Raw genomic sequence first — 25,386 nt, forward strand, 5'->3', positions numbered from 1 at the left:
CGGTCAGGCGTCCTCGCGCCGTACCGGCCAGCCAACTTCCTCGACGACCTCGTGGATCGGATCCGTCATGACCAGGTCGCGGAGGTCGTCATAGGAATCGATGGCGAGCGAGGTCGTCCCGCTCGCGACGAACGCCATGACGCTCGGCTCGCCCTGCGGAGCCACGGCCGCATCGGCAAGCTGCATCAATCCCTCGGACTGGATCCGATCGATCAGGCGGGTCGCGTCGTCCACGAGGGGGTCATGCCCCCCGAGCGCGCCGAGAACGGTTTCGACCGCATGGCCGGCGGCCAGGTCCCGCCAGATCGCCGAGGCCAGGTCGCGCAGGCTGAAATAGAAGCCGGTATCAAGGTTGAGGGCCACGATCTCGCCGCCGAAGTCATCCGCGACGCAGTTGGGGACCGCAACACTCAGAAAGGTAGTCCCTGTCAACACGCACCTCGTCGTCGTTCGCAAATACTTACTTTGCGTTATGTTATCGGATAGCGATAACAAACGATCCGGGAAATGTGCAACAGATGGATCGTTAGGCTTGACGACCACAGATGGTTTTCAACAAAAATGTGGGAAAAATCCCACAACAATCACGGCGCGAGAGATATATCTTGGAAATTGACCTGAATACTGATCACATCAAGGAGTTTATCCGATCTGAACGAAAGTCTAACCCTGTACTCGACCGCTTCCTATCCATGATGGAGGATGGTTTCGTTGCAGACGAGAATGGCCATCGCGAGCCGCTGACACATATTGGAATCGATATAGACTCGGTCGGCGTGGTCTATTTTCTGACGCGTACTTTGAAAGCCGCCTACACGGTCGAAACAGGCTTTGGCATGGGCACCTCCGCCATGTCGATGCTGGCCGCAAAATACGATATGCCCGACCATCGGCACATCTCCATCGACCCGTTCGGGTTGTCGGACGGGGCCGGGCTGGTGCTGCTCCGCCACCTCGAAAGCCGGCATGGCGATCACTTCGAACGGGTCTGGGAGGCGTCGGAACTGGCGCTGCCGGCGATGGTGAAGCGCGGCGAGGACAGGCCGCTCATGCTCGCCATGATCGACGGCGACCATCGCTTCGACGGCGCCCTTGTCGACTTCTTCTACATGGACAGGCTGCTTGCGGTCGATGGGCGGATCCTTATCGACGACATCGCCTATCCCGCCGTTGAAACCCTGCTGAACTTCATCACCACCAACAAGCCGAACTACCTCATCGAAGAGATCGGCCGCTTCGCCGTGCTGCGGAAGCGCGAGGCCGACGACCAGCGGCAGTGGGACCATTTCCGCGCCTTCGCCGTCCCGAAGCGGCAGGACTGGACGCCGCGCGAGCTGGAGCCCGTCGAGCCGAAGCGGCGATCACGGCTGGCGCGGCTGCTGCGCGGCCGGTAAAGCGGGACCATCGGACAGTTCGCGCTTCGCCTCATCCGCAACCGGCGCTAAAACCTCTCTCAGCCGAATCTGGCCCTGGAGCCCGCCATGCAACGCCTGCTCGTGTTCGAATCGCTCTGGGGCATGCAGCGCCTGAAGGGGCGCGACGCCGACCTGCCGCTGGCCGACATGGTGGCGGAAGCCGCCGCCGCCGGCTTCGACGGCGTCACCAATCTGTTCTTCACCAAGGAACTGGCGGCGCCGCTGGCGCAGGCGGCGAGCGACAACGGCATCCAGGTCGAGGGCCAGTGCTTCCCGACCTCGATCGAAGAACTCAAGCCGGCGCTCGAACTCGCCAACCACTACGGCATCCATCACCTGACCATCCAGCCCGACATCCGCCCGCGCGCGCTCGCCGAAAGCCTGCGCATCCTCGAGGGCTGGAACCGGATGGCCGAGGATTCCGACGTGCCGGTCTATGTCGAGACGCATCGCGGCCGCATCACCAACGACCTGCTGGTGACGCTCGACATCCTCGACGCCATGCCGGAATTGCGGCTGCTCGCCGACCTCTCGCATTTCATGGTCGGGCGCGAATTCCCCGAGGCGCCGGTGCCAAAGGAGATGGACGAGCAGATCCGGCAGGTGCTCGACCATTCCTGGGCAGCGCACGGCCGCGTCGCCTCTCCCGAGCAGGTGCAGGTCGAGATCTCGTTTGCGCACAACAAGCCCTATCTCGACCAGTTCCTCGCCTGGTGGGGCTATCTGTTCGAGAGCTGGAGCCGCCGCGCCGGGCCGAACGACACGATCTCGTTCACCTGCGAGCTCGGGCCGAAGCCCTATGCGATCAGCGGCCCCGACGGCTTCGACCAGTCGGACCGCTGGGCCGAGGCGCTGCTGCTGAAGGATCTCGTGCGGGGACTTTGGGAGCAGAACGCGGCCAGGCGCTGAGGACCCGCCGGCCCCTCCATTTCGCCGCTTCGGGAAAGCCGCGAAATGATCTAGTTTCGTTTTTCGACTGAATCGAAACATTCGAAAGCCGAACGCATGCTGCCGTCGCGCCAGACCGCCATCCTCGAAATCGCCAAGCAGCGCGGCCGCGTTCTCGTCGACGAACTGGCCGCGCAGTTCGCGGTGACGCCGCAGACGATCCGCAAGGACCTGAACGACCTCTGCGACAGGAAGCTGATGGCGCGCACCCATGGCGGCGCCATCCTCGCCTCGGGCATCGAGAATGTCGGCTACGAGGCCCGCTCGCAGATCGCAGCCCGCGAGAAGACTGCGATCGCAGAGGCCGTCGCGGCGCGCATCCCGGACAATGCCTCGCTGTTCATCAACATCGGCACCACCACCGAAGCCGTGGCGCAGGCGCTTCTGCAGCACCAGGGACTGATGGTGATCACCAACAACATCAACGTCGCCCACATCATGCGGCCCTACCCGCAGATCGAGGTAGTGATCGTCGGTGGCGTCGTGCGCAGCGCCGATGGCGGCATCGTCGGCGAGGCGGCGATCGACTTCATCCGCCAGTTCAAGGTCGACTACGCCATCATCGGCACCTCGGCGATCGACGAGGACGGCTCGCTGCTCGACTTCGATTTCCGCGAGGTGAAGGTGGCGCAAGCGATCATCGCCAACACCCGCCACGTCATCCTGGCGTCGGATTCGACCAAGTTCGCCCGTACCGCGCCAGTCCGGATCGGCAGCCTGAAGCAGATCCACACCTTCATCACCGATTTCTGCCCGAGCGAGACAGTGCGCGTCTTCTGCGCCGAGAACGACGTCGAGCTGATCGAGGCGCTGCCGGAAGCTGCCGGGGCGCAAGGCTGAGGCTCGGCCCGCCCGCGACCCATTCGATTTTCGCATCGCGCCCATGCGCCGCACGATGCCAGCACCGGACGAAACTGGCGCTGAAACGAATTCCCTATTTTTGCCAGCTACTTGAAGCCGAATACCCGAGATCGACTGCCGAATTCTCGCTTTCGGTTATAGGCGCGAAATCTTCGAATTTAGTTGCGTTTTTGTTTCACCCGGCGCATACGACCTGCATTGCACAGGGAGGCGTTGCGTCTTGGCCATGCTCGACATCTTCATCATCGGCGGCGGCATCAACGGTTGCGGCATCGCCCGCGACGCGGTCGGCCGCGGCTTTTCGGTCGGCCTCGCCGAGATGGACGATCTCGCGAGCGGCACCTCGTCGCGCTCGACCAAGCTCGTGCATGGCGGCCTGCGCTATCTCGAGCACTACGAGTTCCGCCTGGTGCGGGAATCGCTGATGGAGCGCGAGGTGCTCTGGGCGAGCGCACCGCACATCATCCATCCGCTCCGCTTCGTGCTGCCGCATCACAAGGGCCTGCGCCCGGCGTGGCTGCTGCGGCTCGGCCTCTTCCTCTATGACCATCTCGGCGGCCGCAAGCTGCTGCCCAAGACGAAGACGCTCGACCTGACCCGCGATCCCGCCGGCAGGCCGCTCAAGGGCGACTATCGCCGCGGCTTCGAATATTCCGATTGCTGGGTCGATGACGCCCGCCTGGTGACGCTGGTCGCCCGCGATGCCGCCGATCGCGGCGTTGACGTCTCCACCCGCACCCGCGTGACGCGCGCCGAACGCGTCGGCGACCACTGGCGGATCACGCTGCACGACCGGCTGAGCGACGAAACGCGGCAGGTCGAAGCCCGCCTGCTGATCAACGCCGCCGGCCCCTGGGTCGACCGCGTGCTGCGCGAACTGCCGGACGGCGATGCCGGCCACCATGTCCGCCACAATGTGCGCCTTGTGCAGGGGAGCCACATCGTCGTGCCGAAGATGTTCGACCACGACCGCTGCTACATCTTCCAGAACGCCGATGGCCGCATCATCTTCGCCATCCCCTATGAGGGCGATTTCACGCTGATCGGCACCACCGACCGCGACTACAAGGGCGACCTGCAGGCGATCGCGATCTCGGACGAGGAGACCGATTACCTCTGCGCCGCGGCGAGCGAATATTTCAAGCAGCCGGTGAAGCGCGAGGCGATCGTCTGGTCCTATGCCGGCGTGCGGCCGCTTTATGACGACGGCGCCTCGAGCGCCCAGGAAGCGACGCGCGAATATGTGCTGAAGGTCGATGGCGCGGCCGAGGCGCCCAAGATCATCAACGTCTTCGGCGGCAAGATCACCACCTATCGCAGGCTCGCCGAACACGTGCTTCAGCATGTCGAGGCGGTTCTCGGCAGACGCGGACCGGCCTGGACGGCGAAGGCCACGCTCCCCGGCGGCGATTTCCCGGTCGATGGCGTCGAGGCGACCCTTGCCGCGCTCGCCGCGCGCTATCCGGCGATCGACCGTTCCCTGATCGAGCGGCTCGTCCGCCACTATGGCACGCGGACCCGCGACATCCTGGGCGCGGCCCGCAACGAGGCGGAACTCGGCCGCGCCTTCGGCGCCGGACTGACCCAGGCCGAAGTGCACTACCTGATCGAGCAGGAATGGGCGCGCAGCGCCGCCGACATCGTCTGGCGGCGCAGCAAGCTCGGCCTGCGCATGACGGCGGCCGAGATCGCCGCGCTCGACGCCTATGTGCAGGCGGCGCTGGCGGAGCGGATTTCGGCCGCGGCGCAGTAGGCACGCACTCCGACCGTCCGATCGGGGCAGGAACGACGACGCGGCCGGGCGCGAATACCACTGGACCGCGAGGCGATCGGCTGGCACACTTGCCGGATATGATATGGGGGAACTGCCATGAAGAAGACTTACACCAAGCCGACGCTTGTTCCGTCCGCCATGCTGCAGGAAATCGCCGCCGTCTTCATCAGCGGCGCCGTCTAGCCCGCAACCGGTCCGGCAGCATCGTCAAGCAACGCCCGGCGCCTCGCGGGGCGTTGATTTGTGCTGCGCGGCCTGAACTTCCAGCGACCGCCGCCGTTGACCGGCGGAGCCCAGGAGACCCGAGATGAGCGGCCCGAAAGACTTCAGCGAGATCAACGGACGCATCGCGGTCGTCCGCGAGGAGATCCGCATCGTCACCGAGCAGGCGGCGGCCGAAACCGGCGGCGCGGTCGAGGAGCGCCTGAGCGAGCGCATCGCCGAACTCGAGGCGGAACTCGCCGAGCTCCTGAAGCAGCGCGACGACAAGGCCTGAGGCCGGCTGCAGGCCCGCAATTCGAAAGCGCGCCGTCCGGGCCCTGGCCCCGACGGCGTTTTGTTCCGGACGACGGCAAACCGCGCGAGACGGTCCCGCCAAAGGCGTCAGGAGGCGTTCTCCGCCTGCCAGGCCTTGTCCTGCAGCGCGGCGTCCACCATCGCGGAGAGGATGCGCGCCGGCTTCCTGCCGTCCCAGGGAGCGTCCTTGACCAGCCCACCCCGAAAGATCATCTCCTCGGTCGGCTCGCGCATTGCCTCGATCGCCGCGCGCGCCTGCCTCTCGAACCGCTTCCAGTCAAGCGCCGGGTCGGCGCCGGTACTTCCGGCACTGGCTTCGGAGATCGCCATGGCGACGCGTCTCACCATCTCATTGGTCATGATGATGGCCTCCTTTCTCCTTCAGAAGACATGGCGCTGCGATCCCCCCGCCGCAATGCTCCCGGACGCGGCGAAATGGCGGCGCGCGGCGATTGTCCGGTCAGCAACGGGTCGGGAGCGTGCCTTCCGCGGCACATCGGCCCCTCGGGCCGGCAAGGCGCTCGCACGGAGGGGACATGGTGGGCCCACCAGGACTCGAACCTGGAACCAGACCGTTATGAGCGGTCGGCTCTAACCATTGAGCTATAGGCCCCCGTGGCCTTCCGTATCGCCTTTGAAGGGGCTTGTCGACCCGGATGACGCGCGAAGCCGAAGGGGTTGTGCGAGACGACCAAGCTCGCGGAAAAAGCGTCCGCTCCGGCCGGGAACCTTGCTGTGCATCCGCGTGAACGCCCTCCCTCCAGGCCCCATCGGATCCGGGGCTTCACAGCGAGGCGGCGGATAGTGGCAAGAAACCGTCGTCAGCGCCCCACCGCCTCAGGCGATCCCCATAGGCAGGAGCATTTTCCGTCCGCGGCGCATTCTTTAGTCTATCAAGTCTGTAGAGATAGTCGTCTATCTCTATTCTCTCCGCAATGAAGCTCCCCTCCCCCGGGGCCGCGCCGATTTCGCCGGAGACATCAAAATGAAAAAGGTCCTGTTTGTCACGCCCGCAGGCGCGCGCTACGGCGTGGCGCTGGCGGCCCTGCTGGCTTTCCCGCCCCTGGCATCGGCTGCCGGCCAGGAACAGCGCGTGCTTACCATCGGCCTGGCCGAGCAGTCGCAGTGCATCGATCCGCAGCAGGACAACTACGGCTACGCCGCGATCGAAGGCCGAGGCCTTGTCGATTCCCTGACGGACCAGAGCTACGAAGACCCGTCGAGGATCGTGCCCTGGCTGGCCCAGTCCTGGGACATCAGCGATGACGCGACGAGCTACACGTTCCATCTGCGCCAGGATGTGACCTTCAGCGACGGCAGCAAGCTCGACGCGAATGTGGTGAAGGCGAATTTCGATACGGTCTCGAAGATCCCCGGCGCGGCCGGCGCCTCGTATTTCAAGGGAGCGAAGGCGATCAACGTCGTCGACGACCACACGATCCGGATCGATTTCGACCAGCCGAACGTGCCCTTTCTCGCCGCCACCTCGACGGGCGAACTCGGCATCGTCTCGCCCGCGACGCTGGCCAAGACGCCCGAGCAGCGGTGCCATGAAGGCGTCGTCGGCTCCGGCCCGTTCGTGCTCGACGACGTCAAGCTGAACGAGAAGACCGAACTCGTGAAGCGCGCCGGCTACAACTGGCCGTCGGCGCTGCGCAAGCATGGCGGCGAGGCGCATCTCGACCGCATCGTCTATCGCATCATCCCGGAAGCGACGGTCCGCACCGGCGCGCTCCGCAGTGGCCAGGTCGATATCATCCAGGCCACCGGCTATGACGATGCGGCGACGCTCGAGCAGGAAGGTCTCCCGCTCAGCAAGATCGAGTCGCTCGGCACGGCCGTCAACCTGCTCATCAATACGTCGCGCGGCATCCTCGCCGACCAGCCGGTGCGGCTCGCCTTCAGCAAGGCCATCAATCGCCAGGAGGTCGTCGACCTCGCCTTCTCCGGCTACAAGATCCCCGCTTCGGGTGTCCTGACCCGCAAGACCCCAGGCTATCTCGACCAGAGCGAACTCCTCGCCTTTGACCTCGACGGCGCGAAGAAGCTGCTCGACGAAGCCGGATGGGTCCCGGGCGGCGACGGCATCCGCGTCAAGGACGGCAAGCCGCTCAGCATCACGATCTCGTTCTATGCCGCGCCGATCAATCAGGCCTTCCTCGAGGTGGTGCAGCAGCAGGTCCGCGACGCGGGCTTCGAACTCAAGCTGCGTCCGCTGACCGGCGGCGCCTATGACGAAGCGCTGCTGGCCGGCGACTACGACCTGCATCGCTGGGAATGGTCACTGGGCGACCCGGACGTGCTGCGCCAGCTCTATTCGACCAAGGCCTTGAACCGCTTCCGCCTGCCGGCCGAGAACGCGATCGACGCGCCGCTCGAGGCACAGCGCGCGACCAAGGATCAGTCCGAGCGCAGGAAGCTGACCGACGCCGTGCAGAAGACGATCCTGGAACAGGCCTTCGCCGTTCCGGTGTTCTTCACCCAGGAACTCTGGTCCGAGAACGGCAAGGTGAAGGGCGTCGACTGGGGCGGTCCGGGCGCCGGTTCGACCAGCCAGATCCTCTATGACGCGACCGTCGATACGGCCGCCTCCAACTGACGCGCGCATGACGGGCGGGAGCCTTTGTCCCGCCCGCCTTCTTTTCCTGCAATGCGGATACCGAAACGATGGGAAGCTTCGTTCTGAAACGAGCGCTTCATGCCTTGGGCGTCCTCTGGGCGACCTTCACCGCGGCATTCCTTCTTCTCTACGTGCTTCCCGGCGATGCGGCGCTCAGCAAGATGAACCTGGGCGCAGGCGGCAGCGGGTTCTCGGCCGAGGCGCTGGAAAGGATGCGCGCCGAGATGGGACTGGACCGATCGGTCCTGGTTCAATATCTGCGCGCCCTCGCAGCGGCGCTGCATGGAGATTTCGGCGTCTCGGTGCAGACGGGGCAAGGCGCGCTGCCGATGTTCGCGCAAGCCGTGCCCGAAACGCTAAAGCTCGCGGCGCTGGCACTCGTCTTCGCGCTCCTGCTCGGCACCGGCCTGTCGCTGTTGACGGCCTATGTCCGCTCCCAAAAGCTTCGCCATGCACTGCAGGCGCTTCCGGTGATCGGGGTTTCGATGCCCTCCTTCTGGATCGGCCTCGTCCTGCTGCAGATCTTCTCGTTCAAGCTGAGACTGCTGCCCGGCATGGGCAATGAAGGCCTGGCCAATCTCATCCTGCCGGCCTTCGTCCTCGCCATTCCGACCACCGCGCTGATCGCGCAGATCCTGTCGCGCGGCCTGCGGTCGGCGCTGGGCCCCGCCTATGTCGCGACCGCGCAGGGACGCGGCGCGAGCCGGGCCCGGCTCATCTTTGGACATGCGTTCCGGAACTCGGTCATCCCGGTCGTCACCGCCCTTGGCATGGCGAGCGGCCAGCTCATCGCCGGCTCGGTCGTTGTCGAGACCGTGTTCTCCCGCTCGGGGATCGGCCTGCTGACGGTCAAGGCGGTCCTCTTCCAGGATACGCCTATCGTGCTGGTCGCGGTCCTCTTCGCCGCCTCGGTCTTCGTCACGGTCAATCTCATCGTCGACATCCTTTATCCGCTGATCGATCCGCGCATCGAAATCGGCGTGCGACGCACGGCAGGCGCGGGAGGCCGCTCATGAGCAGCATCGGCGTCACCGAGCCACGCGACGGCGATCTCGCCGACCGGCCATCGCGCGGACCAGCCGCCGTCAGGGCCGCCGGGGACCTCGCCAGCCGCCTCGCGCGGGCCGCCCTCCGGCAACCGGGGCTGTCGCTCGCCGTCATCGTCCTCGCCGTCATCGCGCTCGCTGCGCTGTTTCCAGAACTCCTCACCTCCTACAACCCGATTCGCGGCCAGGGCGGCGCACGGCTGAAGCCGCCCAGCGCGGAACACTGGTTCGGCACCGACCAGATGGGCCGCGATCTGTTCACGCGCGTCGTCTACGGCACCCGTCAGTCCCTGAAGGCGGTCGTGCTGGCCGTCGGCATCGGCATGTTGGTCGGATGCGGCATCGGGCTCGCGGCCGGCTATGTCGGGCGTTGGGTCGACGACATCCTGATGCGGCTGATGGACGTGCTCCTGTCCGTACCGATGCTGTTGATCTCGCTTGCAATCATCAATGCGCTCGGCTTCGGCATGGTCAACATCGCGATTGCCGTCGGCATCGGCAGCGTCGCCGGCTTCGCCCGCGTGACGCGGTCGCAGGTGCTGAAGATCCGGTCCGGCGCCTTCGTGGAAGCGACGCTGTTCGCCGGAACTAGCCGTCTCACCGTGCTGCGCCGACACATCATCCCAAATGCGCTAGGCCCTGTCGTCGTCCTCGCGACCCTGGAACTGGGCTGGGCCATCCTGAGCGTGTCGGCGCTGTCCTTCCTCGGCTTCGGCCCTCCGCCACCCACGCCCGAATGGGGCCTGCTGGTAGCAGGCGGCAGGGACTACATGACCGCCGCATGGTGGCTCACCACCATGCCAGGGCTCGTCATTCTCGCCACAGTACTTGCCGCCAACCGCGTGGCGCAGTCGCTCTCCGGCCGCGAGATGAGCGCGTCATGACGCCCGCACCATTCCAGCGCGCCGCAGCGGCTGATGCTCCGCCGTCGCAACCGGACACCGACGGCGGCCCGCTGCTGCGGATCCGCGACCTCGCGGTCGAATACGCCGCTCGCGGCCGCCGCTTCGCCGCGTTGCGCGGCGCCAGCCTCGACGTCAGGCAGGGCGAGGTCGTCGCGCTGGTCGGCGAGTCCGGTTCCGGCAAGAGCACGATCGCCCTGGCGGCCATGGGCATGCTGCCGGAGGCAGCCCGTATCGTCGGCGGCTCGATCGAGCTCGCAGGGCGCGAACTCCTCGCGCTCGGCGAAAGGGAGCTCAACCGGATTCGCGGCCTCGAGGTCGGATGGATCCCGCAGGATCCGATGGTGGCGCTGAACCCACTTCACCGGGTGGGACGGCAGGTGGCGGAGCCGCTTCGGATCCACAAGCTGGTCGCATCCGGAGCGCTCGACGAAGCCGTCGTCGCCCTGCTCCACAGGGTACGCATCGCGGACCCGGAGATCCGGGCGCATCAGTTCCCGCACGAGCTATCCGGCGGCATGCGGCAACGCGTTCTGATCGCCGGGGCGATCGGCCCGCAACCCGGCCTGATCATCGCCGACGAGCCGACGACCGCTCTCGACGTGACCGTCCAGAAGACGATCCTCGACGACATCGGCGCCCTCGTCGCCTCGTCCGGCATGGCGATGTTGCTGATCACGCACGACCTCGCCATGGCAGCCGATCGGGCCGACCGCGTGATCGTGCTGAAGGAAGGACGCATCGTCGAGGAAGGCAACGCAGCCGATGTGCTGCGCGCGCCCAAGGCCGACTATACGAGGATGCTGATCGCCAGCGCTCCCAACGTCGCGGCGGGGCGCCGCAGATCTTCCGCCGCAGCCGGAGATGCGTCCGCCGCGACGGCGACGGAGCCGATCCTGGCGCTCCGCAACGTCTCGCGCAGCTTCACGGTGGCGACGGGCCGCAGCGAAGGTCATGTCGTCCAGGCCGTCGCCGAGGTCAGCCTCCATATCGGACGCGGCGAGACGCTGGCGCTGGTTGGCGAATCCGGTTCCGGCAAGTCGACGGCGGCGCGGCTCGCGCTAGGCCTGACCCGGCCGGATAGCGGCAGCGTCCTCTTCGAAGGCAATGATATCGGCAGCTTCGATCGCAAGGGGCTGCGCGGCATGCGGCGCCTGGTGCAGCCGATCTACCAGAATCCATACGCCTCGCTCTCCCCGCGCCTGACGGTGGCGGAGATCGTCGAGGAGCCCTTGCAGGGCTTCCGGCTCGGCGATCGGGCGTGGCGACGGCGCCGCGTCTGGGAACTGGTCGATCAGGTCGGCCTCGCATCCCCGTTGCTGCATCGTTACCCGGCTGAGTTGTCGGGCGGCCAGCGCCAGCGCGTGGCGATCGCGCGAGCGCTCGCGCCGGCACCGGCGCTGCTGGTATGCGACGAGCCCGTCTCCGCGCTCGATGTCTCGATCCAGGCGCAGATCCTCGAACTCCTCGAAAGGCTGCAGGCTACGCACGGCCTCAGCTACCTGTTCATCTCGCACGACCTCGCCGTGGTACGGCAGATCGCCGATCGCGTCGCCGTCATGAAGGACGGCCGGATCGTCGAGGTGGGGCCGGCCGATGCCGTCTTCGAAGCGCCGGAGCACGACTACACGCGGCTCCTGCTCGCTTCCATTCCCGGAAATCTCTCAAGGAACGCCTCATGACAGCCGAACTCTCGTCCGCGGTCATCGATCCGCCGCCGGTCGTTGGCGAACCCTTTGCCGCGGAGTTCGAGCCGGGGGCAACCGCGGCTGCCGTCCGGGAGACGGCACGGCGCGATCCGGCGGCGGCGCTCACGCTCCTGAACCGAACGACGCTCCGATACGCGCTCAAGCTTCTCGATGCGACGCCACCGGAGGGTTCTCTCGCAGGCTGGTCGCGGCCGAACCCGTCTGGCGACCCCGCCCAGGACGAGCGGCCCCTGGCCGTCGAGCCACCTGGCAAAAAACTCTCCGGCCGCCAGCCCGTCGCTGCAATCGGATCGGCCGAGGGCGCGATCCTGCTGATTGCCCCGGACAAGGGCGGCGATGGCTACCTGCTTCGGCTCGACGCCGGTCCGCATCTCCGCGTCGACGAAGCCATCTTCGACCGGCCTGGCTTCCGTCAGCGCTGGATCGAGCTCGCCGAGCCACAGTTCTTCGCGCCGATCTCGATATTCCCTGCCGCGACGCTGCAACCGGCCTTGCGGAGGATCGTGCTGGCCGAAGAGTTGCTTCATGCGGCGCTCGACCTTGGCATTCTCGAAGGCTTCTGGGACGCCGCGCGCGCACATATCACCACCCGCACCCGTCCCTGGCAGGGTCAGTCGCTCGCCAAGGCCACCGACGACCCGCACCTGCTGCGCCGCTACGGCGAATACACCGCGACGGTCCACGCGGCACAGGGCCTGTTCAAGGAGGCCGTCGACGCCGTAACGAGCATCCCGGCGCTGCCCGGCACGATCGACGCCGTCAGCGCCGCGCGGGCCTACCTGCTTCTCGCCGGTCGGACCCTGATCGGCGGAACGATCGAGCTTCTCGGCGCCGGCGCCACGAGCAGCCGCTACGGCTTCGACCTCTACTGGCGCGACTTTACCGCCCACGCGGTCGCCCACCCGCCGCACTGGCCCCTTGAAAGCATCGGCCGGCGCCTCGCCCATCCCAGCCTCGAGGAGCCTTTCGCATGAGCGCGCGGTCCATTCACCTAAACGTCAACGTGCTGAGTTCCGGCTCGCATGGCGCCAGCTGGCGCGCGGCCGATGGCAATCCGCTCGGCTATGTCCAGATCGAGCATTACCAGGAGATCGCGCGCATCGCCGAGCGCGGCCGGCTCGACGCGGTCTTCCTGGCGGACGCCCTCGCCATCGCCTTCGATCCGCGCACGAATCCGAGCTGGGCGCTGGACCCGGCGGTGATCGTGGCCGGCATGGCGGCGGTGACAAGCCGGATCGGCTTCATCGCCAGCGCCTCGACCACCTATTCGCACCCCTACAACATCGCCCGCACCTTCGCGTCGCTGGACCACGCCAGCCATGGCCGGGTCGGCTGGAACGTCGTCACCACCTATGACGAACGGGCCGCTCCCAATTTCGGCGACAAGAACCTGCCCGTGCACGCGGATCGCTACGGACGGGCGGTCGAATTCGTCGATGTCGTGCAATCGCTGTGGGACAGCTGGGAGGACGACGCGCTGGTACTCGACCGCGAAGCCGGCCGCTTCGCCGACGCCGCCAAGATCCACGCGATCAACCACCAGGGTCCGCACTTCTCCGTCGCCGGTCCCTTGCAGATCCCCCGCTCGCCGCAGGGACGACCACTGCTGGTTCAGGCCGGCAGCTCGGAGCAGGGGCGCGATCTCGCCGCCCGCTATGCGGAAGCGATCTTCTCCGTGCAGCAGGATCTCGGCGAGGCGAAGGCCTACTATGCCGACGTCAAGGGCCGCGCCGCCCGCTACGGACGCGATCCCGACAAGATCGCCATCCTTCCGGGCCTGTTCGTCATCGTCGGCTCGACCGAGGAAGAGGCCCACAGCCGACGCAAGCAGCTCGACGAGATCGCGGGCGAGGCGACAGTCCTGAGACGCTTCGCCGGCCAGCTCGGGCTCGATCCCGCGCAACTGGACCTCGACAGGCCGGTGCCGGAGCACCTGCTGGAAAAGATCAACGACTACATGGGGACACGCGGCTTCGTCGAGGCGACGCTGTCGCTTGCCCGCAACCGTTCGCTGACGGTGCGCGACATCATCGCTCGCGGCGGCGGGGCCCATCGCCTGGTCGTCGGCGGGCCCGAGCAGATCGCCGACACCATCGAACACTGGGTGCAGGAGCGCGCAGCCGACGGCTTCAACATCATGTGCGATGTCTTCCCGTCCGGCCTGGCCGCCTTCGTCGAGCATGTGGTGCCGGAACTTCAGAAGCGCGGGCTGTTCCGGCGCGAGTATGAGGGAACCACGCTGCGCGATCACTACGGGCTACCGCGTCCGCCAAGCCGCTTCGCGCAACAGAAAGCGCCATCCGAAGCCGAAGCCAAGCAGCATTGGGAGGTCGCACTGTGACCGCGCCGACGCCAACCGCGATTGCCCCGGCCCGCATTCTGACCACCGCCGCCGAGGCGATCACCGCTGCCCGCGAGCTCGCGCGGATCTGGTCCCAGACTGCCGCAAGCGTCGATGCCGAGCGTCGGATTCCGCGCGCCGAGCTCGCGGCGCTGTCGCGCTCCGGGCTGCTCGCAGTCACGGTGCCGCGCGAATTCGGCGGACCTGGCCTCACGACGGAGACGCTGATCGAGATCTTCCTGATCCTCGCCGCGACCGACACGTCGCTGGCGCAGGTGCCGCAGAACCATTTCGACTTCGTCGACACGCTGCTGGTCGCCGCGCCGGAGACGCGCGCCCTCCTCTATGGCGAAGTGCTGCGCGGCGCCCGCTTCGGCAATGCCATCGCCGAGCCCGGCCGCCCGTCGCGCCGCGAGATCGCCACGACCATCGTCGAGGACGGCGAAGGGTATCGGCTGAACGGCAGGAAGTTCTTCTCGACCGGTGCCTTGACGGCGCAATGGGTGCCCGTCTTCGGCAAGCATGCGGACGGCCGCATCCTGACCGCCTACGTGCGCCGCGATACGCCGGGACTCGACGTCCGGGCCGACTGGGATGCCTTCGGCCAGCGGGGCACCTTCAGCGGCACGACCATCCTCGACAATGTCTGGGTGCCATCCTCGCAGGTTGTGGACCGGTCGGTGGGCGATCGTGCCCTGCTCGTCGCGCAGTTCGCCGGCAACCAGCTCATCCACGCAGCGATCGAGGCAGGCGCCGCGGCAGGCGCGATCGAAACAGCCGCCCGCATCCTGTCGCGCGCCGCAACCCGCCGGGAAAGCGATCTCGCCCGCCTCGGCGAATTTTCCGTGCGGACCCGCGCGGCGCGGACGTTGACGCTCCGGGCCGCGCGCCTGGTGGACGGCGTGCTTTCCAGCCCGCAGGCGACGGTCGAAGCGGCCGTCGAAGCCTTCATCGCGACCGACGAGGCCAAGAGCATCGCCTATGAACTCTCCCCTGCCCTCACCGCGGAAATCGCGCATTTCAGGGCCCGGGCCGGCGATCCCGAACGACGCAGGCTCGATCGCCTGTGGCGCAATTCTCGGACCCATTCGCTGCATGACCCTGTGCGGTGGCGCCAATCCTATGTCGGCGATTTCGCGCTGAACGGCGCCCTCTCGCCCGACCTGGCCTCGCTCGCCGGCCTCGCCCGTGTTGCCGTCTGAACTACCCCGATGATGAAGGAATGATCGTGACCCAAGACGCGTCCAACGGCCCGCTGACCGTCATCGACTTCCACGTCCACATCCGGCCACCATGGTGGCGCGCGCCGCGGCCCATCGCCACCAACACCCGGGACGCCGCCTGGCAGGCGGCGTGGGTGTCGAAGCTGACCGCGCCAGAAGCCCTCCTGCGCGAGAGCGCCGAGGCCGGCGTGGCGCTCAATCTGCTCAGTTCGACGATCGAGGGCATCAGCGGCATTCGCGGCCCGGTCGATCATGACGAGGTCCGCCGGCACAACGACTATCTGGCCGAGCTGGCGGCGGCGCATCCCGGCCGGCTCGCGGCCCTGGCCGCCGTCGATGCCTTTTCCGGCGAGGCCGCTGCCCTTGAGGCAGAGCGCGCCATCCGCGAACTCGGCCATGTCGGCATCGTCATCGATTCCGCCCGCAACGGCGTCTATGCGGGACATCCCTCGACGCGGCCGGTCTTCGAGGCGGCGGACCGGCTCGGTGTGCCGATCCTCGTCCACCCGGTCGCCGCCGAAACGACGGAAGCATTGACGCGCTCGGCCGGCCGGCCCGGCAATTCGTTCGGTCGCGGCCATGTCAACGGCACGGCGTTCCTCACCGTGCTGGAGAACGGCATCGTCGAGCAATACCCGGATCTCGACCTCGTCTTCACCGGCATCGGGCTGGGCGCGCTGGTGATCGCGGCAGCCGAACTGCCCCAGTACAGCCTGACGGCGCGCGAACGGGGCATCGCACGACCACGCATCCATTTCGATTTCATGGGGCTCGATCCGGCCGTCCTCGCCTTCGCCGTTTCCGTGCTCGGCGTCGATCGCGTGCTGGTCGGCAGCGACTGGCCGATCTGCGAGCCTGTGACGCACGCCAGGCTCTCGGCCGTCTTCGAGGCCGCCGGCGTTGCTGGCGCCGACCGCCGGAAGATCGCCTCCGGCAATGCCCAGCGAATTCTCGCAAGACGGGCGGACGTCGCCAGGCGCGAGCGAGAGCTGACTTCAGATGGCTGACGCGTCTCTCGACTCCGCCGGCAGTCTCCGTTCGCCGCTCGAGCGGCTGCGCGAATTGCCAGCGCGCCCGCCGCTTCCCCATTCGCAGAGGTAACAGGCATGACCCGATCGTTCCGATATGGCGCCGTCACGAAGCACGCCGCGGTCCTCGCCCGTTTTGGCGCCGAGGCCGGCTTCTTCGCCCGCGAAGGCATCACCCTCACCATCGAGAATGTCTATGGCGGCCCGGAAATGTCGGCCGCCGTCGAGCGCGGCGAGGTGGACGTCGGCGAGGTCGGCACACCGCCCGGCCTGACGGCGATCGGCCAAGGCAGAAGGATCCGGATCGTCGGCAGCGCCCTCGATCGCGGACTCGCCTTCTTCCTCATCGCCCATCCGGAAATCCGCGACTGGCCTGACTTTCGAGGCAAGACCGTCGCGGCGCTTTCCAAGGGCAGCTGCGGCTACTGGTATCTGCGCGACATCCTCGCCCAGCACGGCGTCGATCCGGACAGGGACGTCACCTTCCGCCATCTCGGCGCGGAGTTCGATCGCCAGCTCGACCTCATTGCCGCCGGCGAGATCGTCGCGCTGCTGGCGGGCGGAACCTATGTCGCCCTCGGCGAACAGCAGGGAATCGTCCGGAACTGGGGCGGACCGCAGACGCTCGCGGATGTGCCTTCGATCCAGTGGAGCATCCAGATCGCCAGCGAGGCTTTCATCGCTCGCGAGCCCGAACTGCTCCGCGACGTACTCGAGATCGTGCGGCGCACCGGCCACTATGTGCGCGATAACCCCGACGAATGGCGGGCTTTCGTCGCCCGGCTGTTCGACGTCAGCGACGAGATCGAGGCGCGATCGATCGGCTATGAGCTGCCTTACCTGCATTTCGACGGGCAGATCGACGGCCCGGGTCTCGAGCGTGCGCTCGACCTGCAGTATCGGATCGGCTCCACCGAACGCCGGCTGAGCGTCGACGAGGTGGTCGATCTTCGCTACCAGCCAGCGCCAACTCCGGCCCCCGCCCTGCGCGCCATCGCCTGACGGTTGCCGGCGCGAATGAATCCGCTTCGGCGGTTCGGTCGCCGATCGGCAGGAAGCCGCGACGCTTCAACCACGGCTGGCGACCTAGCCCAGCGCCGCCTGTTCGCGGCAGATCCGGTCAACGAGCGCGTCGAACTCACCGCGTGGCGGGCGCTGGACGGCGAGGCGCTGCTTCAGGTGCCGGATCGGCTCGGCCAGGATCTCGTCGAGGCTCTCGGCGCACTGGAAATCGCCCGCCACGCTCTTGACCTTGGAATTGTCGAAGATCGCCGTCCACGCCTTGTCGCCGGTCAGCGGACCGATCCACTCCGGATTGTAACGAACCAGCGTGTCGGTCGGGACATGCACGATCTTCGCCTCGACGCCAAGCAGCCGACCAATCGCCTTCTGGATGTCGTCCCAGATATGGGCCCGGTCGCCGGTGATGTGGAAGACGTCGTTCAGCGCCGCCTTCTTACCGAACAGGCCGACGAACGGCACGGCGAAATCGACCGAGCGGGTCAGCGTCCAGGGCGTGTGGCCGTCGCCGGCGACGATGGTGGGCTCGCCGTCGAGCATGCGGCGCGCCATGACATCGCTGTCGCCGATCATGATCGGCAGGCCGGTGCGGACCGTATGGCTCGGACGCACGATGGTCCAGTCCAGCCCCTTGGCCGCCTCCAGCAGCTTCTCGCAGGCGATCTTGGCCTGGCTATAAGGCCAATACGGATTGATCGCCGGCGTCTTCTCGGTGATCACGTAATGACGCGCCGGCTTTTCATAGACCGATGCCGACGAGATGAAGATGTATTGGCCGCAATGGCCGGTGAAGATCTCGATGTCCCGCGCCACCTGGTCGGGCGTGAAGGCGATGAACTGGCAGACGACGTCGAAATTCTTGCTGGCCAGCTCGGCATATTCCGGCCCGGCGAGGTCGCCGACGATGGAGGCGACGCCCGCCGGCAGCGCGCTCTCCCGCTTGCCGCGGTTGAAGACGCTGACGTCGTGCCCCTCGGCCACCGCGCGCTCGACGCAGGGATAGGAGATCTGACCGGTGCCGCCGACGAAGAGAATGCTCAGAGCCATCTGAAGGACCTTTTCCGGAGAGGATCAACACCGTAGCGCAGAACTCGCCGCCATGGCGAGACGGACCGACGATCGCGATCATGCTGCCTGATGATGATCAGAGCGGGCCACTCATAACGGTCCGCTTCCAGGTTCGTAAGCCGGCAAACAGGGACCGAACGACTGCGGGCACCGGCGGCCGGCTTCTTGCCAGGACCGCCTCCCGCGCCTACTACGCGGATCACGTCATCGCCTCTGCGCGTCCACTGCCCGCTCCCTTGCCACGGTCTGCCCATGAACGATCCAGCCAAGCCCGCCCCGGTGACCCTGAACGCGCGCGAGATGGCGAACCTGCTTCCCGACGAGCGGCTGCGGTCGCAGTTCCTGTTCATCCTGGAGGTCGAGGCGCTCAAGCAGGTGCTCCGCCGCACGCCGCTCCTCGACGGATCCCGGCGCGAAAACGACGCCGAGCACAGCTGGCAACTCGCGCTGATGGCCATGGTGCTTGCGGAGCATGCCGACGAGGCCGTCGACCTGCCGCGCGTGCTGAAGATGCTGCTGATCCACGACATCGTCGAGATCGATGCCGGCGACACGTTCATCTATGACGCAGCCGCGCTGACCGATCAGGAAGCCCGCGAGAAGATCGCCGCCGATCGGATATTCGGGCTTCTGCCGGCGGACCAGGCGGAGGAACTCCGGGCACTCTGGGACGAATTCGAGGCGCGGGAGACGGCCGAGGCCAGGTTCGCGCGGGCCATCGACCGGCTGCAGCCCCTGCTGCACAATTTCTTCACCGGCGGTGGCACCTGGCACACGCCCGGCGTCACCAGCGTCGACGTCACGGCACGCAAGAGCCCGATCGGCGCGTCGTCGGCAAGTCTCTGGGAAGCGGCGCAGGCGATCATCGCCGAGGGCGTCGCGCGCGGCTACCTGAAGCCGGGCGAATAGGCCGGCGCCGGCCGCCGGCCCGGGCGCGGTCCCTATTCGCCGCGTTCCCAGTCGCTGACCACGGGCGCGTGGACGCGGCAGACGACGCCATCCGCCTCGTAGATCACCTGCACCTCGCCGCGCAGCTCGGCGGCGAGCGCCTGCTGGATCAGCCGCGTGCCGAAGCCCTTGTGCAGCGGCGGAGTCACGGCCGGGCCGCCGCTCTCCCGCCAATGCAGCTCGAAATGCGACGGGTCGTCCGGACGCAGCGCCCAGCGAACCTCCACCCGCCCCTGAGGAACGGAGAGCGCACCATATTTGGCCGCGTTGGTCGCGAGCTCGTGCATGGCGAGCGACACCGTCAGCACCGAGCGCGGCGGCAGGCGAAGCGACGGTCAGGCCGCCTCGAACTGCTCCGGCCGATAGGGCGCGATGATGTCCGCCACCACGGCGGAGAGCTCGGCGCCGTTCCAGTTCTCGCGGGTCAGGAGATCATGCGCATGGGCGAGCGAGGTCAGGCGGGCGAAGAAGGTGTCGGTCGCGCCGCCCTCCGCCCTGCCGAAAGTCTGGCGGGCGATCGCCTGCACGGTGGCGAGGACGTTCTTGACCCGGTGCTGCAGCTCGCCCATCAGCACGTGCTGCAGCCGTTCGGCCGCCTTCCGCTCGGTGATGTCGCGCGCGATCTTGGAGGCGCCGACGATCCGGCCGTGCTCGTCGCGAATCGGCGACACGGTGAGCGAAACGTCGATCAGCCTGCCGTCCTTGTGACGACGCTTGGTCTCGTGCGGCTCGACGCGCTCGCCTTCGCGTATGCGGGCGATGATCGCGGTTTCCTCGTCGGGCCGGTCCGCCGGCACCAGGAAGGTCACCGGCAGGCCGAGCACCTCCTCGGCCGAATAGCCATAGAGATGCGCCGCGCCATTGTTCCAGCTCGTCACCCGCATATCGAGATCGGTGCCGAGGATGGCATCGTCGGAGGATGCGATGATGGCGGCGAGCCGCCGCTCCAGCGCCTCGGTCCGCCGCCTGTCGGATATGTCGAGGATGATGGCGCTCGCCTGGCGGATGCTGCCCGCCTCGTCGCGCACGGCGCCGAGCGAATTGGAGATCCAGACGAGCGATCCGTCCTTGCGGACCAGGCGCTTCTCGATCGAGACGCTCTCGCCTCGCTGCAGCAGCTTGTCGAACTGGGCGACCGTCGCCGGCAGGTCGTCGCGAAAGGTGATGTCCTGCATCCGCAGCCGGAGCAGCTCCGCCTCGGTGCGCCCGGTGATCTCGCAGAACCGGTCATTGACCATCGCGAAGCGGCCATCGAGATCGATCAGCGCGATGCCGCCCGTCGCCTGGCGGAACAGGGCGCGCAGCCGCGCCTCGCTCTCCTGCAGGGCGTGCTGCGCCGCGACGCGCGCCGTCGTCTCGCTGACGATGCAGAGCACTGCCTGCACGACGCCCGCATGGTCGCGAACGGGCGAGTAGGAAATGTCGAAATAGACATATTCCGGAAAACCGTGCCGCTCGATGTAGAAGCGCCGGTCCTTGGCGGAGATCGTCTCGCCGGTGGTGCGGACATGCTGGAGCAGCGGCTCCAGGTCGGACCAGAGCTCGCTCCAGTATTCGCGGGCCGGCCGGCCGAGCGCATGGGGATGCTTGTCGCCGATCGTAGGCGCGTAGGCGTCGTTGTAGATGGCGACGAACTCGGGACCGGCAAAGATGACGATCTGCGCCTGCGCCGGCAGAATCAGATCCACGGCGGCGTCGAGACATTCCGGCCACGAGGAGCGCGGCCCGAGCGGGCTGCGGCTCCAATCGAGAGAGCGGATCAGGCGTTCCAGTTCCCCGCCGGGGTGATCTGTCAAAGGGGTGTCCATGTCCAGGAGAGCGCTCGCAACGTCCGACATCCGCTTCTCCCCTGGAACGGGCGAGAACACACGACGCTCGCTTTGAACGGCTGACGCGTCGCCTGTCGACAATTTCACCACCCTACACCAAACCCGGCGCGAAGATAGTGTGGCATCACGGCCGATCCCGCCCGTCGCGGCGGGTCATGCCTATGATTTGGGCCGGATTGCTGTATGATGCCTGCATCATCGGCTGAGGCTTTTCCGGGCGCCGATGGCTGGGAGCGACGTGCACTCTCGCCTGCAAGGCTGAGGATTGCTGTCAATGCCCAATACGATCCATCCGAAACTGGCGGCGGAAGTGGAAGCGCTCGCGGAAGCGGCGCCGGACGAAGTCGGCAAGGCGACGTTGCTCAACATCGCCCGCACCCTCGCGCCAATCCATTCCGACGATGCAGCCGCCCCGATGGCCGAGCCCTCGAAGCCCCAGTCGTCGCCGTAGACCAGGCCTCGTCGAGGTCCGATCACGCACCGGGTAGGCCGCGGCTTTCCCGTTCGGCGGCCAGCCGGCTCAGCCGGGCATGGACCCTATCGGCGGAGGCCATGCAGCGCTTGTGCAGATCGGCCAGTTCCTGGTCGGTCAGCTTCTCGATCCCCATGAATTCGTTCTCCGCCTGGGAGGAACGGATCAGCTCGTCGAGCTTCAGCTGAAGCGCCTCGCTGTCGCGATTCTGCGTATTCTGGATCAGGAACACCATCAGGAAGGTGACGATCGTCGTGCCGGTGTTGATCACCAGCTGCCAGGTTTCGGAGAAGTGGAAGAAGGGGCCGGAGCCGGCCCAGACCAGCACCACGACGACGCAGAGGAGAAAGGCCGCCGCGCTGCCCGACACCCGGGCCGTCGCATTGGCGAAATTCTCGAAATAGCGCTCCATTCGGATCTCCCTTGAATGCAGCGAAAGCGCGCAGCGGAAAACGGCCTGCGAATGCAAATGTTCCGCCCGCCGCCGCGCTCAGCCGTCTTCGGCCGCCGGGTCGCGCTGGGCGATGTCGCGCTGGGTGATCAGGCGGGCGCTACGGCTTCCTGTGGTGTGGATCCATAGCCAGGAAAGCGCCACGGCGAGGCGGTTGCGCACGCCGATCAGGAAGAAGATGTGGGCGATCCCCCACAGCCACCAGGCAAGGCCGCCCCGGAAGCGGATCCAGCCGAAATCGACCACGGCCGCCTTGCGCCCGATGGTGGCGAGGCTGCCCTGGTCGCGATAGCGGAACGGGCGCGGCGTCCGGTCGCCCGCAAGCCGCGCCAGCAGCGTCGCGCCGACATGGCGGCCCTGCTGCTTGGCGGCCGGCGCCACGCCCGGCACGGGCCTGCCCTCCGACATCACCATCGCCGTGTCGCCGATGACGAAGATGTCGGGATAGCCGGGAACGCTGAGATCCGGCTCGACCTTGACCCGCCCGGCGCGATCGGCCGGCGGCAGGCCGAGCCACGCCGCGGCGGGTGACGCCTGCACGCCGGCGGCCCAGATCACCGTCTCGGCCGGGATGATCGTCTCGCCGAGCGCGACCTTTCCGGACGACACATCCGTCACCGCCTGCCCGGCCAGGACCTCGACGCCGAGCCTGGCCAGCGCCTTCTGCGCATAGTCGGAAAGCTCCGGCCGGAAGGCCGCCAGCACGCGCGGTCCCGCCTCGACCAGCAGCACCCGAGCATCCGCCGGATCGAAATTGCGAAAATCGCCGGGAAGCGTGTTGCGAGCGAGTTCAGCGATGGTGCCGGCAAGTTCGACGCCGGTCGGACCGCCCCCGACGATGACGAAGGTGAGCCAGGCGGCGCGGCGGGCGGGATCTTTCTCGCGCTCGGCCCGCTCGAATGCCGTCAGGATGCGCCGGCGCAGCGTCGTGGCGTCCTCCAGCGTCTTCAGGCCCGGCGCGAAAGGCTCCCATTCGTCATGGCCGAAATAGGCATGGCGCGCGCCGGTCGCGATCACCAGCTGGTCGAACGGCAGTACCGCGCCGTCTTCCAGCAAAACCGTCTTCACGTCCTTGTCGACGCCGACGACGGTGCCAAGCAGAACCTCGATATTCCTGTAGCGACGCAGCAGATGGCGAATCGGCCAGGCGATCTCGGAGGTGGCGAGCAGCGCCGTCGCCACCTGGTAGAGCAACGGCTGGAACAGATGATGGTTTCGCTGATCGACGACCGTGACCCGGGCGGCGCTGTTGCCAAGCCGCATCGCCGCCTCCAGCCCGCCAAATCCCGCGCCGATCACCACGATCCGGTTCGAGGTCTCCGCCATGCTGCCTCTCCAGTTGCGGACGGGTCTATCGTCCGCGGACACCTCGCTCCGGGCAACGATCCCCGGGGCAACCATCTTCTTGCCCGCGACCGGTCGCAGTCCCGTCGCAATGCCCGCCTAACAACTCCACGTAGTGCTGCAATTCGAGACAAGGGAAACGCGACCATGCATAACACGAAACGTACCGGCTTCCTCCGCACCGCCATTCTGGCCTCGACCCTGCTGGCAGCATTCGCGGCGCCGGCGCTCGCGCAATCCGCGCCGCAGCCGCCGACCCTCACCGTCTTCGCCGATGGCAGCGCCACCGCGGCGCCCGATATCGCCATCGTCACGCTCGGAGTCGTCTCGGAGGCCGCGACCGCCAAGGATGCGCTTGCGGCCAACGCCACCGACATGAACGCCGTGATCTCGGCGATCACCGGCGCCGGCATTGCCACCAAGGACATCGCGACCAGCGGCCTTTCGGTCAATCCGGTCTATTCCGACCCGTCCAAGGACCCGAACGGACAGGCCCGCGTCACTGGCTATCGCGTGCAGAACCAGGTGACGGTGAAGATCCGCGATCTCGCCAAGTCCGGCCCGCTGCTTGACCAGGTCGTCTCGGCCGGCGCCAACCGCGTCACCGGCATCGACTTCGACATCGACCAGGCGACCTCGCTGCGCGACGCGGCGATGAAGGCGGCGATCACCGAGGCGCGCCGCCGCGCCGAACTGATGGCGGAAGCGGCCGGCGTCAAGCTCGGCCCGATCCAGTCGATCCAGACCAGCGACGGCGGCGGCGTGCCGATCTTCCGCGCGCAGATGGCGATGAAGGCCGATGCCTCGACGCCGGTGATGGGCGGCGAACAGCAGATCACCGCCAACGCGACGATCGTCTACCAGATCGAGCCGCTGAAGAAGTAAGCGAAAGCGCGCCTCCCCTTCGCGCGGGAGGCGCCAAACCGTCAGCCTGCCGGCACGAGCACAGATAGCGCCGCCGGCAGGCTTTCCAGCACCAGCGGCGTCGGCATCCGCGCCAGTTCGCCATCGACCGAAAGCCAGAGGCGCGGCCGGTGGCTTGTGATCGTCGCCCGCCGCACGGCGAGCGACTGGATCTCGGGATTGTCGCGCCAGCGTCCGGCCAGCAGGTCGAGCCCGGCCTGCATGCGGCTGGCGAATTCCGCGCCTTCCGCGAAATGGATCTCGATCAGGCCCTCGTCGAGCCGCGGCCGGTCGATCCCGCTTTCCGACAGGCGGTTGTTGCTGGCGAGAAGAGCATAGGCCTCGATCTCGTGCCGGCCACCCGCCGTGTCCAGCGTCAGTTGCAGCACGCCGGCGCGGCTGAAGGCGCGCAGCGACGAGCGGGCGACCGCGATGAAGCGGCCGAATGGCAACCCACCGCCGCGATATTGCGCGCGGCCGCGCGCCACTTCCGCGAAATAGCCGAGCCCGGCGAGCGTATGGAAGATGCGGCCGTTGACGCTGGCGAGGTCGATGCGGCGCGGCGCGGCGGAGGCGAGCGCCGCCAGCGCCGCCTCGAGCTCGGCCGGCATGCCGAGGCTTTTCGCGAACAGGTTCATCGTGCCGAGCGGCAGCACGCCAAGCGTCCGCTCGGCGCCATCCGCCCGCGCCTCGCCGAGCTTGCGGATCGCATGGCCGACCGAACCGTCGCCGCCACCGACCACCACGGTGGGAGGGCCCGAGCGGGCGGCGCGCTCGATCTCCTGCAGGAACAGGTTCCCTTCGGCGAGGATGACCTCGGCCGAATGGCCGCGCTCGCCAAAGGCGCGTTCCACGATGTCGCGGATTTCGGCCGGATCCCGATCCTGGATCGTGCCGGCATGAGCGTTGAGGATGACGACGGTATCGGCCACGATCCCTCCGGGCTGGACCGCCTGAAGGTGGCGGTC

25 protein-coding genes and 1 tRNA gene are annotated in these 25,386 nt (G+C 67.3%); 17 read left to right on the forward strand and 9 right to left on the reverse strand.

Translation table 11 applies throughout. The annotated features are described in order from the left end of the window. Positions 1–3 precede the first annotated feature (3 nt). Positions 4–363: a hypothetical protein gene (locus tag WFK98_RS14135; protein WP_266338527.1), complete on the reverse strand. Its 360-nt coding sequence runs from the start codon at positions 361–363 to the stop codon at positions 4–6. 242 nt (positions 364–605) lie between these two features. On the opposite strand from WFK98_RS14135, the gene WFK98_RS14140 reads away from it, so the two are divergent. The 5 genes from WFK98_RS14140 (at position 606) to WFK98_RS14160 (ending at position 5,494) form a co-directional block, all read left to right on the forward strand. After that, positions 606–1,394, forward strand: coding sequence for a class I SAM-dependent methyltransferase (locus tag WFK98_RS14140; protein WP_336800680.1), 789 nt, complete (start codon positions 606–608; stop codon positions 1,392–1,394). Between the two features lie 87 nt (positions 1,395–1,481). Next, entirely contained in the window at positions 1,482–2,324 is an 843-nt protein-coding gene (locus WFK98_RS14145) for a sugar phosphate isomerase/epimerase family protein (RefSeq protein ID WP_336800681.1), read from the forward strand. 96 nt (positions 2,325–2,420) lie between these two features. Next, positions 2,421–3,203 carry a DeoR/GlpR family DNA-binding transcription regulator gene (locus WFK98_RS14150; protein ID WP_266338530.1) on the forward strand — a complete coding sequence of 261 codons (783 nt, stop codon included), beginning with the start codon at positions 2,421–2,423 and terminating at the stop codon, positions 3,201–3,203. A gap of 247 nt (positions 3,204–3,450) precedes the next feature. Beyond that, on the forward strand, positions 3,451–4,977 hold the full coding sequence (gene glpD, locus WFK98_RS14155; protein WP_336800792.1) for a glycerol-3-phosphate dehydrogenase: 1,527 nt from the start codon (positions 3,451–3,453) through the stop codon (positions 4,975–4,977). Between the two features lie 328 nt (positions 4,978–5,305). After that, positions 5,306–5,494, forward strand: coding sequence for a hypothetical protein (locus tag WFK98_RS14160; protein WP_266338531.1), 189 nt, complete (start codon positions 5,306–5,308; stop codon positions 5,492–5,494). Between the two features lie 107 nt (positions 5,495–5,601). On the opposite strand, the gene WFK98_RS14165 is transcribed toward WFK98_RS14160, so the two are convergent. Then, positions 5,602–5,874: a hypothetical protein gene (locus tag WFK98_RS14165; protein WP_336800682.1), complete on the reverse strand. Its 273-nt coding sequence runs from the start codon at positions 5,872–5,874 to the stop codon at positions 5,602–5,604. Positions 5,875–6,051: 177 nt separating this feature from the next. Beyond that, positions 6,052–6,127, reverse strand: a tRNA-Ile gene (locus WFK98_RS14170). Positions 6,128–6,499: 372 nt separating this feature from the next. On the opposite strand from WFK98_RS14170, the gene WFK98_RS14175 reads away from it, so the two are divergent. The 9 genes from WFK98_RS14175 to WFK98_RS14215 all read left to right on the forward strand — a co-directional run bounded on the left by WFK98_RS14175 (position 6,500) and on the right by WFK98_RS14215 (position 17,385). Then, a complete protein-coding gene (locus tag WFK98_RS14175; protein WP_336800683.1) occupies positions 6,500–8,113 on the forward strand; it encodes an ABC transporter substrate-binding protein in 1,614 nt (537 codons plus the stop codon). Positions 8,114–8,181: 68 nt separating this feature from the next. Next, positions 8,182–9,150 carry an ABC transporter permease gene (locus WFK98_RS14180; RefSeq protein ID WP_336800684.1) on the forward strand — a complete coding sequence of 323 codons (969 nt, stop codon included), beginning with the start codon at positions 8,182–8,184 and terminating at the stop codon, positions 9,148–9,150. Then, positions 9,147–10,064 carry an ABC transporter permease gene (locus tag WFK98_RS14185; protein WP_336800685.1) on the forward strand — a complete coding sequence of 306 codons (918 nt, stop codon included), beginning with the start codon at positions 9,147–9,149 and terminating at the stop codon, positions 10,062–10,064. The genes WFK98_RS14180 and WFK98_RS14185 overlap by 4 nt, the downstream gene beginning before the upstream one ends. Then, on the forward strand, positions 10,061–11,764 hold the full coding sequence (locus WFK98_RS14190) for an ABC transporter ATP-binding protein (protein ID WP_336800686.1): 1,704 nt from the start codon (positions 10,061–10,063) through the stop codon (positions 11,762–11,764). Before WFK98_RS14185 ends, WFK98_RS14190 begins: the two co-directional genes overlap by 4 nt. After that, positions 11,761–12,765: a hypothetical protein gene (locus WFK98_RS14195; protein WP_336800687.1), complete on the forward strand. Its 1,005-nt coding sequence runs from the start codon at positions 11,761–11,763 to the stop codon at positions 12,763–12,765. Before WFK98_RS14190 ends, WFK98_RS14195 begins: the two co-directional genes overlap by 4 nt. Next, positions 12,762–14,132: an LLM class flavin-dependent oxidoreductase gene (locus WFK98_RS14200; RefSeq protein ID WP_336800688.1), complete on the forward strand. Its 1,371-nt coding sequence runs from the start codon at positions 12,762–12,764 to the stop codon at positions 14,130–14,132. The genes WFK98_RS14195 and WFK98_RS14200 overlap by 4 nt, the downstream gene beginning before the upstream one ends. Continuing rightward, a complete protein-coding gene (locus WFK98_RS14205; RefSeq protein WP_336800689.1) occupies positions 14,129–15,334 on the forward strand; it encodes an acyl-CoA dehydrogenase family protein in 1,206 nt (401 codons plus the stop codon). Before WFK98_RS14200 ends, WFK98_RS14205 begins: the two co-directional genes overlap by 4 nt. Before the next feature lie 20 nt (positions 15,335–15,354). After that, on the forward strand, positions 15,355–16,362 hold the full coding sequence (locus WFK98_RS14210) for an amidohydrolase family protein (RefSeq protein WP_336800690.1): 1,008 nt from the start codon (positions 15,355–15,357) through the stop codon (positions 16,360–16,362). Positions 16,363–16,461: 99 nt separating this feature from the next. Beyond that, positions 16,462–17,385: an ABC transporter substrate-binding protein gene (locus WFK98_RS14215; protein ID WP_336800691.1), complete on the forward strand. Its 924-nt coding sequence runs from the start codon at positions 16,462–16,464 to the stop codon at positions 17,383–17,385. 84 nt (positions 17,386–17,469) lie between these two features. Here WFK98_RS14215 and WFK98_RS14220 read toward each other — a convergent pair whose 3' ends face one another. Beyond that, a complete protein-coding gene (locus tag WFK98_RS14220; RefSeq protein ID WP_336800692.1) occupies positions 17,470–18,450 on the reverse strand; it encodes an SDR family oxidoreductase in 981 nt (326 codons plus the stop codon). 273 nt (positions 18,451–18,723) lie between these two features. Between WFK98_RS14220 and WFK98_RS14225 the strand changes: the two genes are divergently transcribed. After that, complete coding sequence (locus WFK98_RS14225; RefSeq protein WP_336800693.1) at positions 18,724–19,380, forward strand: HD domain-containing protein; 657 nt, start codon at positions 18,724–18,726, stop codon at positions 19,378–19,380. A gap of 32 nt (positions 19,381–19,412) precedes the next feature. Here WFK98_RS14225 and WFK98_RS14230 read toward each other — a convergent pair whose 3' ends face one another. Both WFK98_RS14230 and WFK98_RS14235 read right to left on the reverse strand, forming a co-directional pair. Further along, positions 19,413–19,706 (reverse strand): sensor histidine kinase, encoded by a 294-nt coding sequence (locus tag WFK98_RS14230; RefSeq protein ID WP_336800694.1) that lies wholly within the window; start codon positions 19,704–19,706, stop codon positions 19,413–19,415. Between the two features lie 48 nt (positions 19,707–19,754). Then, on the reverse strand, positions 19,755–21,107 hold the full coding sequence (locus WFK98_RS14235) for a PAS domain S-box protein (protein ID WP_336800695.1): 1,353 nt from the start codon (positions 21,105–21,107) through the stop codon (positions 19,755–19,757). Between the two features lie 415 nt (positions 21,108–21,522). On the opposite strand from WFK98_RS14235, the gene WFK98_RS14240 reads away from it, so the two are divergent. After that, positions 21,523–21,699, forward strand: coding sequence for a hypothetical protein (locus WFK98_RS14240; protein ID WP_266338627.1), 177 nt, complete (start codon positions 21,523–21,525; stop codon positions 21,697–21,699). A 22-nt stretch (positions 21,700–21,721) separates the two neighbouring features. Here the strand turns inward: WFK98_RS14240 and WFK98_RS14245 are convergent, their stop codons facing one another. Together WFK98_RS14245 and WFK98_RS14250 are read right to left on the reverse strand one after the other, a co-directional pair. Continuing rightward, positions 21,722–22,132, reverse strand: coding sequence for a low affinity iron permease family protein (locus WFK98_RS14245; protein ID WP_266338628.1), 411 nt, complete (start codon positions 22,130–22,132; stop codon positions 21,722–21,724). 78 nt (positions 22,133–22,210) lie between these two features. Then, positions 22,211–23,497, reverse strand: a complete 1,287-nt coding sequence (locus tag WFK98_RS14250) for an NAD(P)/FAD-dependent oxidoreductase (RefSeq protein WP_336800696.1) — start codon at positions 23,495–23,497, stop codon at positions 22,211–22,213. Between the two features lie 165 nt (positions 23,498–23,662). On the opposite strand from WFK98_RS14250, the gene WFK98_RS14255 reads away from it, so the two are divergent. Continuing rightward, positions 23,663–24,400, forward strand: a complete 738-nt coding sequence (locus WFK98_RS14255) for an SIMPL domain-containing protein (RefSeq protein WP_336800697.1) — start codon at positions 23,663–23,665, stop codon at positions 24,398–24,400. Between the two features lie 41 nt (positions 24,401–24,441). Here WFK98_RS14255 and WFK98_RS14260 read toward each other — a convergent pair whose 3' ends face one another. Further along, positions 24,442–25,350, reverse strand: coding sequence for a diacylglycerol kinase family protein (locus tag WFK98_RS14260; RefSeq protein WP_266338631.1), 909 nt, complete (start codon positions 25,348–25,350; stop codon positions 24,442–24,444). Positions 25,351–25,386: the final 36 nt, after the last annotated feature.

Origin of the sequence: Kaistia sp. MMO-174 (genome assembly GCF_037147815.1) — a bacterium.
Taxonomy (GTDB): domain Bacteria; phylum Pseudomonadota; class Alphaproteobacteria; order Rhizobiales; family Kaistiaceae; genus Kaistia; species Kaistia nematophila.

Bases quoted from the DNA above. Each gene is read 5' to 3' on its own strand.
- WFK98_RS14145 (WP_336800681.1), top strand. From the start codon at position 1,482: ATGCAACGCCTGCTCGTGTTCGAATCGCTCTGGGGCATGCAGCGCCTG.
- WFK98_RS14150 (WP_266338530.1), top strand. From the start codon at position 2,421: ATGCTGCCGTCGCGCCAGACCGCCATCCTCGAAATCGCCAAGCAGCGC.
- glpD (WP_336800792.1), top strand. From the start codon at position 3,451: ATGCTCGACATCTTCATCATCGGCGGCGGCATCAACGGTTGCGGCATC.
- WFK98_RS14160 (WP_266338531.1), top strand. From the start codon at position 5,306: ATGAGCGGCCCGAAAGACTTCAGCGAGATCAACGGACGCATCGCGGTC.
- WFK98_RS14165 (WP_336800682.1), bottom strand. From the start codon at position 5,874: ATGACCAATGAGATGGTGAGACGCGTCGCCATGGCGATCTCCGAAGCC.
- WFK98_RS14175 (WP_336800683.1), top strand. From the start codon at position 6,500: ATGAAAAAGGTCCTGTTTGTCACGCCCGCAGGCGCGCGCTACGGCGTG.
- WFK98_RS14180 (WP_336800684.1), top strand. From the start codon at position 8,182: ATGGGAAGCTTCGTTCTGAAACGAGCGCTTCATGCCTTGGGCGTCCTC.
- WFK98_RS14185 (WP_336800685.1), top strand. From the start codon at position 9,147: ATGAGCAGCATCGGCGTCACCGAGCCACGCGACGGCGATCTCGCCGAC.
- WFK98_RS14190 (WP_336800686.1), top strand. From the start codon at position 10,061: ATGACGCCCGCACCATTCCAGCGCGCCGCAGCGGCTGATGCTCCGCCG.
- WFK98_RS14195 (WP_336800687.1), top strand. From the start codon at position 11,761: ATGACAGCCGAACTCTCGTCCGCGGTCATCGATCCGCCGCCGGTCGTT.
- WFK98_RS14200 (WP_336800688.1), top strand. From the start codon at position 12,762: ATGAGCGCGCGGTCCATTCACCTAAACGTCAACGTGCTGAGTTCCGGC.
- WFK98_RS14210 (WP_336800690.1), top strand. From the start codon at position 15,355: ATGATCGTGACCCAAGACGCGTCCAACGGCCCGCTGACCGTCATCGAC.
- WFK98_RS14215 (WP_336800691.1), top strand. From the start codon at position 16,462: ATGACCCGATCGTTCCGATATGGCGCCGTCACGAAGCACGCCGCGGTC.
- WFK98_RS14220 (WP_336800692.1), bottom strand. From the start codon at position 18,450: ATGGCTCTGAGCATTCTCTTCGTCGGCGGCACCGGTCAGATCTCCTAT.
- WFK98_RS14225 (WP_336800693.1), top strand. From the start codon at position 18,724: ATGAACGATCCAGCCAAGCCCGCCCCGGTGACCCTGAACGCGCGCGAG.
- WFK98_RS14230 (WP_336800694.1), bottom strand. From the start codon at position 19,706: ATGCACGAGCTCGCGACCAACGCGGCCAAATATGGTGCGCTCTCCGTT.
- WFK98_RS14240 (WP_266338627.1), top strand. From the start codon at position 21,523: ATGCCCAATACGATCCATCCGAAACTGGCGGCGGAAGTGGAAGCGCTC.
- WFK98_RS14245 (WP_266338628.1), bottom strand. From the start codon at position 22,132: ATGGAGCGCTATTTCGAGAATTTCGCCAATGCGACGGCCCGGGTGTCG.
- WFK98_RS14250 (WP_336800696.1), bottom strand. From the start codon at position 23,497: ATGGCGGAGACCTCGAACCGGATCGTGGTGATCGGCGCGGGATTTGGC.
- WFK98_RS14255 (WP_336800697.1), top strand. From the start codon at position 23,663: ATGCATAACACGAAACGTACCGGCTTCCTCCGCACCGCCATTCTGGCC.